Origin of the sequence: Lysobacter gummosus (assembly GCF_001442805.1) — a bacterium.
Lineage (GTDB): Bacteria > Pseudomonadota > Gammaproteobacteria > Xanthomonadales > Xanthomonadaceae > Lysobacter > Lysobacter gummosus.
This window is the reverse complement of sequence record NZ_CP011131.1, coordinates 3,497,943-3,511,277: the sequence shown is the minus strand read 5'-3', so window position 1 is coordinate 3,511,277 and position 13,335 is coordinate 3,497,943. Positions and strand designations below refer to the sequence as shown.

Annotated in this window: 11 protein-coding genes; 7 read left to right on the top strand and 4 right to left on the bottom strand. The window is 68.3% G+C overall.

Annotation, left to right across the window (positions count from 1 at the left end):
- The first annotated feature begins 23 nt into the window (after positions 1-23).
- Positions 24-401: a VOC family protein gene (locus tag LG3211_RS14345; RefSeq protein WP_057945495.1), complete on the top strand. Its 378-nt coding sequence runs from the start codon at positions 24-26 to the stop codon at positions 399-401.
- Between the two features lie 167 nt (positions 402-568).
- On the opposite strand, the gene queG is transcribed toward LG3211_RS14345, so the two are convergent.
- Positions 569-1,687 (bottom strand): tRNA epoxyqueuosine(34) reductase QueG, encoded by a 1,119-nt coding sequence (queG, locus tag LG3211_RS14340; RefSeq protein ID WP_057943437.1) that lies wholly within the window; start codon positions 1,685-1,687, stop codon positions 569-571.
- Here queG and LG3211_RS14335 point away from each other — a divergent pair.
- The 6 genes from LG3211_RS14335 (at position 1,686) to LG3211_RS14310 (ending at position 9,942) form a co-directional block, all read left to right on the top strand.
- On the top strand, positions 1,686-3,209 hold the full coding sequence (locus tag LG3211_RS14335) for a bifunctional ADP-dependent NAD(P)H-hydrate dehydratase/NAD(P)H-hydrate epimerase (RefSeq protein ID WP_057943436.1): 1,524 nt from the start codon (positions 1,686-1,688) through the stop codon (positions 3,207-3,209). The two genes, queG and LG3211_RS14335, sit on opposite strands and share 2 nt — an antisense overlap.
- A 65-nt stretch (positions 3,210-3,274) precedes the next feature.
- Entirely contained in the window at positions 3,275-3,763 is a 489-nt protein-coding gene (tsaE, locus tag LG3211_RS14330; RefSeq protein WP_057945494.1) for a tRNA (adenosine(37)-N6)-threonylcarbamoyltransferase complex ATPase subunit type 1 TsaE, read from the top strand.
- Between the two features lie 87 nt (positions 3,764-3,850).
- The gene (locus LG3211_RS27255) at positions 3,851-5,596 is read left to right on the top strand and encodes an N-acetylmuramoyl-L-alanine amidase (protein WP_057943435.1); all 1,746 of its coding nucleotides are present in this window, start codon (positions 3,851-3,853) and stop codon (positions 5,594-5,596) included.
- Positions 5,597-5,935: 339 nt separating this feature from the next.
- A complete protein-coding gene (gene mutL, locus LG3211_RS14320) occupies positions 5,936-7,813 on the top strand; it encodes a DNA mismatch repair endonuclease MutL (RefSeq protein WP_057943434.1) in 1,878 nt (625 codons plus the stop codon).
- Position 7,814: 1 nt separating this feature from the next.
- Complete coding sequence (locus tag LG3211_RS14315; RefSeq protein WP_057943433.1) at positions 7,815-8,819, top strand: DUF1684 domain-containing protein; 1,005 nt, start codon at positions 7,815-7,817, stop codon at positions 8,817-8,819.
- A gap of 61 nt (positions 8,820-8,880) precedes the next feature.
- Positions 8,881-9,942 carry a TraB/GumN family protein gene (locus LG3211_RS14310; protein WP_057943432.1) on the top strand — a complete coding sequence of 354 codons (1,062 nt, stop codon included), beginning with the start codon at positions 8,881-8,883 and terminating at the stop codon, positions 9,940-9,942.
- A gap of 80 nt (positions 9,943-10,022) precedes the next feature.
- Here the strand turns inward: LG3211_RS14310 and rnfB are convergent, their stop codons facing one another.
- From rnfB to LG3211_RS14295, 3 genes are all read right to left on the bottom strand, one after another.
- Positions 10,023-10,460, bottom strand: a complete 438-nt coding sequence (gene rnfB, locus LG3211_RS14305) for an Rnf electron transport complex subunit RnfB (protein WP_083512542.1) — start codon at positions 10,458-10,460, stop codon at positions 10,023-10,025.
- Between the two features lie 129 nt (positions 10,461-10,589).
- Positions 10,590-12,677 (bottom strand): methionine--tRNA ligase, encoded by a 2,088-nt coding sequence (gene metG / locus LG3211_RS14300; RefSeq protein ID WP_057943431.1) that lies wholly within the window; start codon positions 12,675-12,677, stop codon positions 10,590-10,592.
- Positions 12,678-12,872: 195 nt separating this feature from the next.
- Positions 12,873-13,310 (bottom strand): DUF2147 domain-containing protein, encoded by a 438-nt coding sequence (locus LG3211_RS14295; RefSeq protein WP_057943430.1) that lies wholly within the window; start codon positions 13,308-13,310, stop codon positions 12,873-12,875.
- Positions 13,311-13,335 lie beyond the last annotated feature (25 nt).

Sequence of the window (13,335 nt, the reverse complement as noted above, 5' to 3'; positions counted from 1 at the left end):
TCGTGTTTTCGGGAGTGGCCGACATGGCGGTGCGTTTCGATCATTTCGTTCTGACCGTGGCTTCGATCGAAGCCACCTGCGCGTTCTACCGCGCCGCGCTGGATGCGCGCGTCGTCGAATTCAAGGGCGGGCGCAAGGCGCTGGATTTCGGCGGGTGGAAGATCAACCTGCACCGGATCGGCCACGAGTTCGAGCCCAAGGCCGCGACGCCCACCGGCGGCAGCGGCGATTTCTGCGTGATCAGCGACGAGCCGCTGGATGAGCTGATCGCGCGGCTGGGCGAGTTGGGCATCGTGATCGAAGAAGGCCCGGTGCCGCGCACCGGCGCGAACGGGCCGATCGTGTCGGTATATTTCCGCGATCCGGATGGGAATCTGGTCGAGGTTGCGAATCCGGCTTGAGCGAATCGGCTGCCAGAGCAGAAGACAGTTGCGCAACCTGCGCAAGCCACGAGGTCTTTTGGAGGAGCGGCTTCAGCCCCGATGCTCTTCGATCAGTTCGCTGCGACCGGAGCGAAGAGCATCGGGGCTGAAGCCCCTCCCACAAAAAACTTCAAGCGCACGCGGCGTTACGCAACTCCATGCCGCGCCAACGCCCACGCCACATGCTCGCGCACCACCTCGCTGGGATCCTCGCGCCGGGCGCGCAACGCCGCGACAACTTCCGGCGAATCCTCCGCATTCCCCAACGCCACCGCGATATTGCGCAGCCAGCGCTCATGCCCGCTGCGGCGGATCGCCGAGCCCTCGGTGCGCTGCAGAAACTCCGCCTCGTCCCAGGCGAACAACTGCGTCAGCGTGGCCTTGTCCAAATCGTTGCGGGCGCGGAAGTCCGGCTCGTCGGTGCGCTGGGCGAACTTGTTCCAGGGACAGACCAGCTGGCAGTCGTCGCAGCCGAAGATGCGGTTGCCGATGGCCGGACGCAGCTCGATCGGAATCGCGCCTTCGTGTTCGATCGTCAGATAAGCGATGCAGCGCCGAGCATCCAACCGGTGCGGCGCGACGATGGCCTGGGTCGGGCAGATGTCGATGCAGCGCGTGCAGGTGCCGCAGTGCGCGGTCGCCGGCGTGTCCACCGGCAGCGGCAGATCGACGTAGATCTCGCCGAGGAAGAACCACGAGCCGCCGTCCTTGTCGATCAGGCAGGTGTGCTTGCCGATCCAGCCCAGCCCGGCGTTGCGCGCCAGCGCGCGTTCCAGCACCGGCGCGGAATCGACGAACACGCGATGGCCGAACGGCCCGACCACCTCGGCCAGACGGTCGGCCAGGCGCTGCAAGCGCTGGCGCATCAGCTTGTGGTAGTCGCGGCCCAGGGCGTAGCGCGCGACGTAGGCGCGCTCGCGATCGGCCAGCGTCGCCCAGGCGTCTTCGTCGTCGCGGCGGCCGTAGTCCAGGCCGACCGAGATCACCCGCAAGGTGCCCGGCAGCAAGGCGCTCGGACGGGCGCGCAGATCGCCGTGGCGGGCCATCCAGTCCATCGAGCCGTGCAGGCCCTGATCCAGCCAGTCGAGCAGATAGGCCTCGTCTTGCGCCAGTTCGATGCCGCTGATGCCGCAACGCTGAAAACCGAATTCGCGCGCGATCTGGCGGATGCGCGCGGCCAGCGCCGCGTAGTCGGGCGCGGCGGCGGGCGAAGTGGGGCGGGCGTCGGGCTGGCTCACGATGCGGCAAGTATAGAATCGCGCCATGTCCCAGATCGCTGAAACTGCGCAGATCGCCCCGACGACGGGCCTGTACGACGCCGCGGCGCTGCGCGCGGCGGAAACCGCGGCCGCGGCCGAACTCGGCGACGGCTACGCGCTGATGCGCCGCGCCGGCGAAGCGGCCTGGCGCGAATGGCTGGATCGCTGGAGCCAGGCCTATTCGCTGCTGGTGGTATGCGGCCCGGGCAACAACGGCGGCGACGGCTACGTGATGGCCACGCACGCGCATCAGGCCGGGCGCCGGGTAACGGTGGTGCGTCTGGGCGAACACGCGCCGCGCGGCAAGCTCGCGCAACGCGCTGCCGCCGAGTACGCCGCCGCCGGCGGCAGCACGATCGAATTCGACGGCGCCTTGCCGGCCGCCGACGCCATCGTCGATGGCTTGTTCGGCATCGGCCTGAAGCGTCCGCCGGAAGGCGCGGCGGTGGCGTTGATCGACGCCATCAACGCCCATGGCGCGCCGGTGTTCTCACTGGACACACCCAGCGGCGTCGATGCCGATCGCGGCCGGGTCGAGGGCGCGGCGGTGATCGCCGAACGCACCATCGAGTTCATCGCGCGCAAGGCCGGCTTGCGCACCGGCGCGGCCCTGGATCATGTCGGCACCGCGAGTCTGGCCGATCTGGGACTGCGCTTGCCCGCGTACGGCGTGCATCCGGTCGCCGAATGGCTGCGCGCCGAGGATCTGCCGCGCTGGCTGCATCGGCGCCGCCGCGACAGCCACAAGGGCCGCAACGGCCGCGTGCTGTGCATCGGCGGCGATCACGGTCATGGCGGCGCGCTGTTGTTGTGCGCGCAGGCGGCGTTGCGTAGCGGCGCGGGTTTGCTGGATGCGGCGACGCGTCAGGCGCATGTGGCGCCGATGCTCGCGCGCCTGCCCGAAGCGATGCCGCGCGCGGTGGAACATCCCGACGATCTGCGCGCATCGATCGACGCCGCGGACGCGATCGCGATCGGTCCCGGCCTTGGCCAGGAAAGCTGGGGAAAACAGCTGTTTTCCGCGGTGATCGAAAGCGGCAAGCCGCTGCTGCTGGACGCCGATGCGCTGAACCTGCTCGCCGCCGAGCCGCGGCTGTTGCCGAGCCAGACCATCCTTACGCCGCATCCGGGCGAAGCCGCGCGCCTGCTCGGCAGCGATACCGCGCGCGTGCAATCGGATCGTTACTCCGCGGTGCGCGCGCTCGCCGATCACTACCACTGCACGGTCGTGCTCAAGGGCGCGGGCAGCTTGATCGCCGCGCCCGGTTCGGGCGTGCGGGTGATCGGCGCGGGCAATCCGGGCATGGCGGTCGGCGGCATGGGCGATGTGCTCAGCGGCGTGATCGCGGCCTTGCGCGCGCAAGGCTTGAACTCGTTCGATGCGGCCAGTTGCGGCGCGTTGCTGCATTCGGTGGCCGGCGACTGCGCCGCGCGCGAAGACGGCGAGCGCGGTCTGTTGCCGAGCGATCTGATGCCGTGGCTGCGTCGCTGCGCCAACCCGTCCGTTGCCAATACACTGACGCGATGATGAGTCCGAACCATTCCGCGAACGCATCCGAAATCGCATCGAACGCTTCGCCATCGTTGAGCCTGATGTTGGCCGACGCCGACGCCACCGACGCGCTCGGCGCGGCGTTGGCGCAAGCGCGCGCGCAACTCGCGCCGATGCCGGTGTTGCACGTGCATCTGCACGGCGATCTGGGCGCGGGCAAATCCACCTTGGCGCGCGCCCTGCTGCGCGCGCTGGGTGTGCAGGGCGCGATCCGCAGCCCGACCTACACCCTGGTCGAACGCTACCCGCTCAGCGACGGCGGCGAGGCTTGGCACATGGACCTGTACCGGATCGGAGACGCCGGCGAGCTGGAATTCCTCGGCCTGGACGGCGGCGAAGCCTCGCTGTGGCTGATCGAATGGCCCGAACGCGGCCAGGGCTGGCTGCCGGCGGCCGATCTGCGGATCGATCTGGCCGTGGACGGGAGCGGCCGTCGCGCCGGCCTGAGCGCCTCCACCCGGGGCGGGCGCGAGTGGCTGGCGGCCCTTAACCGGGTAACCGACCCGCAGGCGTTTGCGGCCGACTCCTGAACGATTCCATAGGAAGTAGCGGCAGGTACCGGATTTGCAAGGGAAAAATACTTGCAATTCATCAATTCCGGTGCTTGACTTACACCCATGCGAGTAAAAGGGGCCACTGTTCAGAAATTCCTGCTCGGCTTGGCGCTGCTTGCGGCGCTGGCCTGGAACCTCGCGCACGCCAGTGAAATCAAGGGCTTGGAGCTGCGCAGCGGCTCCACCGGCACCCGCGCCGAGATCGCCCTCGACGGCGCCGGCGAATACAAAGTCATCAGCCTGAAGGGCCCCGACCGCCTGGTCGTGGATCTGCCCGCCTCGCACTTGGGCAAGAACATCAAGCTTCCGGCCGGCGCCGGCATCGTCAAATCCGTGCGCAGCGGCGAGCCGCAGCCGGGAACCGCGCGCATCGTGTTCGACCTGGCCCAGCCGGTCGCGGCGATGAAGCCGCGTATCGAGCAGGGCGCCTCGGGTCCGCGTCTGGTGCTGGAATGGCCGGGCGACGGCAGCGAATCCGCCGCCGCGCCCGCCGCTGCCGTGGCGGCCGCGCCGAGCGCGCCGGCACCGCAGGTCGCGGCCAACCCGGCCGTTGTGGCCGCGCAGACCGAAGCCGATCCGGCTGCGGCTTCGAACGCGGCGACCCAGAAGCTGATCGCCGAACTCGCCGCGCGTGGCGCCGCGACTCATCAGGCCGCGCCGCGTCCGGCCGCATCGACCGCGCAGTTGCCCATGGGCGCGTCGGTGTCGGTGCAGCCCGCGGCGCCGCCGCCGCAGAACATCGCGCAGGCCGCCGCGCCGGCGCCATCGGCCTACAACTCCGCGCAGCCAACCGCCAATCAAGCCGTGAATCAGGCCGCCACCCAGGCGATCTTCGAACAGGCCGCGCAGGCGCCGGTGCCGACCACGGTCGCGACCGGCGTGCCGACCCGCATCGCCACCGGCGTGCCCACCCGCGTCGCCACCGGTGTGCCGACGCCGATGCCGGGCGCGCCGGCCATGGCCGCCGAAACCGCGCCCGCGCCTGAGGCATTGCCGCCGCCGGGCGCGGTCAAGACCATGAAGGACGTGATGCGCGGCCGCGGCATGCGTCCGTTGATCATCGCCATCGATCCCGGCCACGGCGGCCAGGACCCCGGCGCGATCGGCCTGACCGGCAAGCGCGAGAAAGACGTGACCCTGGCGATCGGCCGCGAACTGGCGCGCCAGATCAATTCCACGCCGGGCCTGAAGGCCTACATGACCCGCGATTCGGACGTGTTCATTCCGCTGCCGCGCCGTGCCGCGCTGGCGCGTCAGGCGAAGGCCGACATGTTCATCTCGATCCACGCCGATGCCGCCGAAAACCGCGCCGCCAAGGGCTCGTCGGTGTACGTGCTCTCGCTCAAGGGCGCGTCCTCGCAGCGCGCGCGCTGGCTGGCCGACAAGGAAAACGCCTCCGATCTGATCGGCGGCGTGCGTCTGCAGCAGACCGACAACACCCTGGCGTCGGTGCTGCTGGACCTGACTCAGAGCGGACACATGAAGGCCTCCGAAGACGCGGCCGGGCATGTGCTCGATGGCCTCAAGGATGTCGGCAACAATCACAAGCCGCATATCGAGCGCGCCAACTTCGCGGTGCTGCGCACCTCGGACATGCCGGCGATGCTGGTCGAGACCGCCTTCATCTCCAATCCGGACGAAGAGCGCCGCCTGACCGATCCCTCGCACCAGCGCGCGCTGGCGCGCGCGGTGCTGGGCGGAATCAACACCTATTTCACCCGTCAGCCGCCGCCGGGCACGATGTACGCGGCGCGCGCCGAGGCCCAGCAGGCTTCGCCGGGCGGGTTTGGCGGGGGTGGCAGTCCCTGAGGTTCGCGTGGTGGCGGCTCAGGTTTTGGCGAACGGCCCTTCGGGGCCGTTTTCGTTTTTGGGCGGAGGCCCTCACCCCAACCCCTCTCCCGCAAGCGGGAGAGGGGCTCAGTATCGGTAGCGGTATCTGGTGCTGCTTCAATTGCGAGAGAAGCAGCGGAATCGAGCCCTTCTCCCGCTTGCGGGAGAAGGTGCCCGGAGGGCGGATGAGGGCGCTTTTGCCCGCGCGCCATCACCAACCCGCTCCAAACCACAAGCAGCGGATCGCGGCGACCGGCACCCAGCGGCTATCATCGATCCCCATCCCCCCACGGTGCCGCGCGCACCGAAACGCCGCCTGTGAGCATCCGCCAACTCCCCGATACCCTCATCAACCAGATCGCCGCCGGCGAAGTGGTCGAACGGCCCGCGTCCGTGGTCAAGGAACTGGTCGAGAACGCGCTCGACGCCGGCGCGCGACGGGTCGATATCGACCTGGAAGAAGGCGGCGTGCGCCTGATCCGCATCCGCGACGACGGCAACGGCATCGCGCCGGAGGAACTGCCGCTGGCGGTGTCGCGCCACGCCACCAGCAAGATCGCTTCGCTCGACGACCTGGAAGGTGTCACCACCCTGGGCTTCCGCGGCGAAGCCTTGCCGTCGATCGCCTCGGTCAGCCGCTTCGCGCTGTCGTCGCGGCGGATCGGCGAGGACCGCGGCGCGGTGCTGGAAATCGACGGCGGCCGTCTCGGCGAAGTCACGCCCAAGTCGCATCCGCAAGGCACCACGGTCGAGGTGCGCGACCTGTTCTTCAACGTGCCGGCGCGGCGCAAATTCCTCAAGGCCGAGCGCACCGAGTTGGGCCATATCGAGGAATGGCTGCGGCAACTGGCGCTGGCGCGGCCCGACGTCGAACTGCGCGTCTCGCACAACGGCAAGGCGACGCGGCGCTGGAAAGGCGAGGGCGATCTGGTCGATATGGGCCTGTCGGACGTGCGCATCGGCGAAGCGCTGGGCGAGGAATTCGCCAAGAACGCGCTGCGCGTGGACCACAGCGGCGCCGGCCTGCGCCTGCACGGCTGGATCGCGCAGCCTTCCTACAACCGCGCCAGCGCCGATCAGCAGTACCTGTATTGCAACGGCCGCTCGGTGCGCGATCGCAGCATCGCCCACGCGGTCAAGCAGGCCTATGCCGACGTGCTGTTCCACGGACGCCAGCCGGCGTACGTGCTGTTTCTGGAACTCGACCCGCGCCGGGTGGACGTCAACGTGCATCCGGCCAAGCACGAAGTGCGCTTTCGCGATGCTCGGCTGATCCACGACTTCGTCTACCGCACCCTCAACGACGCTCTGGCCGAAACCCGCGCCGGCACCTTGCCGTCGGCGCAGGTGCCCGGCGGCGGCGACCCGTTCGCTGCCGCGAACGGCGAGGGCGCCGCGCCGTCGAACATGTACCAGTACCGGCCGACCGCGCCGCTGGGCCTGCAGGTGCGCGAAACCCAGGCCGGCTATGCCGCGCTGTACGGAAACGGCGGCGGCTCGGTGTCCGGCCCCGCGCCGGGCGCCGGACTGTATGCCGGCTCCGGCAGCGCCTACGCCGCGCCGTCTCCGGGCATGCCGTTGCCGGCGCTGCCGCGCAGCGACGACGACAGCCTGCCGCCGCTGGGCTATGCCATCGCCCAGTTGCACGGCATCTACGTACTGGCCGAAAGCGCCGAAGGCCTGATCGTGGTGGATATGCACGCCGCGCACGAGCGCATCGGCTACGAAAAACTCAAGACCGCGCACGACGGCGAGGGCCTGCGCACGCAGCCGCTGCTGGTGCCGGCGACGCTGGCGGTGTCCGAGCGCGAGGCCGAGGTCGCCGAGCGCGAGGAGGCCACGCTGATCGCGCTGGGTTTCGAAGTCACCCGCAGCGGCCCGCAGTCGCTGACCCTGCGCGCGGTGCCGGCCTTGCTCGCCCACGGCGACGTCGAGGCGCTGCTGCGCGACGTGCTGGCCGACCTGCGCGAACACGGCGAATCGCGCCGGGTCGCGGCCGCGCGCGACGAACTGCTTTCGACCATGGCCTGCCACGGCGCGGTGCGCGCCAACCGCCGTCTCACTTTGCCGGAAATGAACGCCTTACTGCGCGAAATGGAAGCGACCGAACGCTCCGGCCAATGCAATCATGGGCGCCCTACCTGGGCGCGCTTCTCCCTGCCCGAAATCGATCGTTGGTTCCTGCGAGGACGTTGAGATGTCTGCAGTCCGCCCGTTGTTGCCAGGCCTTGGCATGCCGTTGTTGTGCGCCGTATTGCTGTTGCCGGCGCTGGCCGGCTGCGACTCGCCCGAGCAGCAGGCCGAGCGCAAGCGCGAAGCCGCCAGCGTGGCCCAGGCCAGCGAGAATTTCTCCCGCGACGAGCAACTGTGGCGCGAACAGCGCCGCGCCGAGCTGACCAAGCCCGACGGCTGGACCAGCCTGATCGGCCTGCATCCGGTCGATCCGGGCTCGCATTATTTCGGCAGCGATCCCGACAACGGCATCCGCCTGCTGCTGGGGCCGGAGCACATCGGCCTGCTGTCGCTGGACAAGGGCCGCCTGCGTTTCGTGCCCGAAAGCGGGGTGGCGCTGACCTTGAACGATCAGCCGCTCAAGGGCGCGGTCAGCCTGCTCGCCGACGACTATCCGGCCGGGCCGAGCAAGATCGGCTTCGACGAAGGCAAAGGCCTGCTGACGGTGATAGAGCGCGGCGACAAGTACTACCTGCGCGTGCGCCACGCCGACGCGCCGGCGCGCACCGGCTTCAAGGGCATCGACTACTGGCCGGCGCAGGAAGACTGGAAAATCACGGCCAAGTTCGTCGCCCATCCGGCCGGCAAGACCATCGATGTGGCCAACATCATCGGCAACATCGAAGCCACGCCGAATCCGGGCGCGATCGAGTTCGAGCGCGATGGCCAGACCTATCGCATCGAAGCGCTGGACGAAGGCGACGACGAACTCATGCTGGTTTTCGCCGACCGCACCAGCGGCCATACCAGCTACAGCGCCGGCCGTTTCCTCGACGTACCGCGGCCGAATCTGCAGGGCAAGGTCACGGTCGATTTCAACAAGGCCTACAACCCACCATGCGCGTTCACCGCGTTCGCGACCTGCCCGCTGCCGCCGGAAGGCAATCGCCTGAACCTGGAGATCACCGCGGGCGAGAAGACGTACAAATCCGACGCGGGCGCCGCCCCGGCCGCGCCGCATGCTTCGTGACGACGCGCCGGACCGGCGCGATCGCCGTCGCACCCACCGTGAATCAAGGAACTCCCCGCCGATGCGGTTTTTGAAGTTGTTCGCCCTGCCGTTGCTGACCGCGAGCCTGCTCAGCGTGTCGCTGACCTCCGCCACCGCGGTCGCCGGCGGCGAACAGGCCGCGCCGGCCGCTGCCAAGGCGCCGCCGGTGCCGCTGCTGTGGAAGATTTCCGACGCCGACAACGCGGTGTATCTGCTCGGTTCCTTCCATCTGCTGCGCGCCGACGACTATCCGCTGTCGGCCGATATCGACCAGGCCTTCGCCGCTTCCGACAAGGTGGTGTTTGAAGTCGCGCCGGAGGAAATGTTCGACCCCACCGTCGGCCAGCGCTTCATGCAGCGCGCGCGTTACCAGGACGGCGGTACCCTCAGCAAGGAGTTGCCCGCGGACCTGCGCGAAAAACTCAATCGCGTGCTGGCCAAGAACGGCCGCTCGCTGAGTCAGGTCGATGCGCTGGAGCCGTGGTTCGTCAATCTGTCGCTGGTGCTGGGCGTGTCGCAGTCGATCGGCTTCAGCCCGCAACTGGGCCTGGATCAATACCTGATGCGCCAGGCCGCCGAAGCCGGCAAAGCCACCAGCGGTCTGGAGAGCATGGATCACCAGCTCGATGTCATGGACTCGGGCCCGGTGGACGAACAGATCAAGGGCCTGCGCGAATTCCTCGACAAGCCCGACGAAGTGCCGGGCATGCTCGAAGACATCCACAAGGCCTGGCGCAACGCCGATCTGGCCGAGCTGGACGAAAAGGCCCGGCGCGAGATGAAGGACAAGACGCCGCAGACCTATCGCATGGTCAACACCGAGCGCAACGACGCCTGGGTGCCGCAGATCCAGAAGCTGCTCGACGATGCGAAGAAGGGCGAAACTCTAGTCGTGGTCGGCAGTCTGCACCTGCTCGGCGACGATGGTCTGATCGAGCGCCTGCGCGGCAAGGGCTACAAGGTCGAGCGCGTGTGCGCGGCCTGCGCGAGCGGCACGCCCGATCTGGCCGCGCCGGTGGCGCCGGCACCAGCCGAAGCGACGGAAGCCGGCGGCGCCAGCGGCAAGCCGGTGAAGACCGGCTCGGGCAAGCCCGCTCGATAAGGTTTCGTAGTCGCGTTCGCGCGCCGCGGTGCGGTGCGGTGCTCAGCCCGGAGACCGCGAACGCCGATTCGCGCCGCGGATCAGACTGCGCCGCGCATCGCCGCCGCGCCGGCCTGCACTGCCGGCACCAGCACGATGCAATCCACCGGACAGGCCGGAACGCACAGCTCGCAACCGGTGCACAGCGGTTCGATGACCGTGTGCATGTGCTTGGACGCGCCGATGATCGCATCGACCGGACAGGCCTGGATGCACTTGGTGCAGCCGATGCAATCGGCTTCGACGATCAACGCCACCGGCGCCGGCTTGTGCTCGCCGCGGGCGCGATCGTAGGGACGCGCGGCCACGCCGAGCAGCCGCGCCAGCGCGCGCGCGCCGGCGTCGCCGCCGGGCGGACAGCGATCGATATCGGCCTGACCCTGCGCCATCGCTTCGGCATACGGCCGGCAACCGGCGTAACCGCACTGGCCGCATTGGGTCTGCGGCAGGAGTCGGTCGAGGCGTTCGATCAGGTCCATGGGTGGGGAGGAATGAGTTCGCAGGAGTGAGGAACGAGTAAAAGCCAAGGGCGACGCGCCGTTACGCTTCAACCGGGCTCTCGCTTCTGCCTTTACTCGTTCCTCACTCCTATTCACTCATTCCTTGCCTCAACGCACCGGCATGCCCGGCGCGGCGCCGCCGTCGGCGTCGAGCAGGAACAAGTCGCCGCCGTCGAAACCGGCCGACAGGATCATGCCTTCGCTCAGGCCGAAGCGCATCTTGCGCGGGGCGAGGTTGGCGATGAACACCACGCTGCGGCCGAGCAGCTTTTCCGGTTCGGCGTAGGAGCCGCGGATGCCGGAGAAGATCTGGCGCTTGCCCAGATCGCCTGCGTCGAGTTCGAAGCGCAGCAGCTTGTCGGAGCCTTCCACGAATTCGCAGGCCAGCACTTTGCCCACGCGCAGGTCGAGCTTGGCGAAGTCGTCGATCGCGATGGTCGCGGCGGCGCCGGCTTCGGCCTTCGCGGCCACAGCGGGTTTGGCCGCCTCGGGTTTGGCGGACGCGGCGGGTTTAGCGGCGGTGTCGGCCGTCGGCGCGGACGGGGCGAGGGATTCCTTGCTGGCTTCGATCATGTTCTCAATCAGTTTCGTGTCGATACGGGTGAACAACGGCGTGTAGGCGCCGATGGTGTGCGCGGTCAGCGGCGCGGCCAGATCGCTCCAATGCGCGACCGGCGCCTGCAGGAAGGCCTCGGCCTGCGCGGCCACGCGCGGCAGCACCGGCTTGAGCGCGGCGGCGAGCACGCGGAACAAATTCAGTCCCTGCGTGCACACGGCCTGCAACTGCGCGTCGGCGCCGTCCTGCTTGGCCAGCACCCACGGCTTGTACTCGTCGATGTACTTGTTGGCTTCATCGGCCAGCGCCATGGTCAGGCGCAGCGCGGTCGCGGCTTCGTTGCGATCGTAGGCCTGCGCGATCGGGATCAGCTGATCGACGAAACGCTGGTACATAGCCGCATCCGGCAACGCATCGGCCAGACGGCCGTCGAAGCGCTTTTCGATGAAGCCGGCGCAGCGGCTGGCGAGGTTGACGAACTTGCCGACCACGTCGGCGTTCACCCGCGCGACGAAATCGGCGAGGTTCAAATCGATGTCCTCGACGCCGCCGCTGGTCTTGGTGGCGAAGTAATAACGCAGCGCTTCCGGGTCCAGGCCGACGTCGAGATAGGTGCGAGCCATGATGAAAGTCCCGCGCGATTTCGACATCTTCTCGCTGTTGACCATCAGATAGCCGTTGACGTGCAGTCGCGTCGGCGCGCGGAAACCGGCGCCGTGCAATACCGCCGGCCAGAACAGGCCGTGGAAGGTGACGATGTCCTTGCCGATGAAGTGATGCAGCTCGGCCTGGCTGTCGCGCGCCAGATACGACCAGAAGTCCAGGCCTTCGCGTTCGCACAGCACCTGGAAGCTGCTCAGGTAGCCGATCGGCGCGTCGATCCACACGTACAGGTACTTGCCCGGATGGCCGGGAATTTCGAAGCCGAAGTAGGGCGCATCGCGCGAGATGTCCCAGGCGCGCAGGCCGCCCTCGGCGTCCAGCCACTCGTGCAGCTTGGCGCGGATACCGGGCGTGCCGACGTCCTTGGCCAGCCATTCGCGCAGGAACGCCTCGAAGTGGCCGACCTCGAAGAAGAAGTGCTCCGAGTCGCGCAGCTCCGGCGTCGCGCCGCTGACCACCGAGCGCGGTTCCTTGAGTTCGGTGGGCGCGTAGGTCGCGCCGCAGTTCTCGCAGTTGTCGCCGTATTGGTCGGGCGTGCCGCAGTTCGGGCAGATGCCCTTGACGTAGCGGTCGGGCAGGAACATGCCCTTGACCGGGTCGTACAACTGCGCGACCGAACGCCGGCTGACATGGCCGTTGTTGTCCAGGCGCGCGTAGAAGCCTTCGGTCAGCGTGCGGTTGCCGGCCGAGTGGGTCGAGTCGTAATGATCGAAATGCACGCCGAAATCGCGGAAGTCGAGCTCGTGCCGGACCTTGATGTCGGCGATGTAAGCCTCCGGCGTTTTCCCGGCTTTTTCCGCGCCGAGCATGATCGGCGTGCCGTGGGTGTCGTCGGCGCAGACGTAGTGCACGGTGTTGCCGCTCATCCGCTGCGCGCGCACCCAGATGTCGGCCTGCATGTAGCCGACCAAATGACCGAGGTGGAGTTCCCCGTTGGCGTAGGGCAGCGCGTTGGAGACGACGATTTCGCGGGACATAAGCGGATGGGCCGTGGTTGGTCGTGAATTATGGCATGCGACCCGCGCGGGCTTGGCGCGGGGGCGAGCGTTTCGGGGTTCGGAGGGTACGCGTGCGCAGAATCTGAGAAACCCGACCGAGGCCGGAAGGTGCGGCTCAAAAACAAGAAACCCGGCCGAAGCCGGGTTTCCATGAACATACGGACCGGCCGGGACTTATTCGTGACGCCCCCAGGTCTGGGTGCGGCCGAGCAGCGAGAAGCCCATGAAGCCGCGCACCTCGAGCTTCTTGCCGCTGTCGATGGGGGTGATCTTGACCGAGTAGATCTTGCCGGTGGCCGGGTCGAGGATCTGGCCGCCGTCCCAGGTGTCGCCGTCCTTGCGCACGCCCCACAGGATGACCATGCCCTTGACCGGCTTGCCCTTGCGTTCGCCCGAGCACTTGTCGCACAGCGGATTGGGGCCACGGTCGGATTGCAGGACTTCGTTGACCCGGCCGGCGAGGCTGCCGTCCTTGGCCTCGTAGATTTCGACGATCGACTTGGGCTTGCCGGTCTTGTCGTCGATGGTGGTCCACGAGCCGACCGGCGTGGCCTGGGCGAACGCCGCCGTCGGCAGCGCCAGCAACAGTAATGCGAGCAGTTTGATGCGCATGTATCCCCTCCCAGAGACAGTGAGC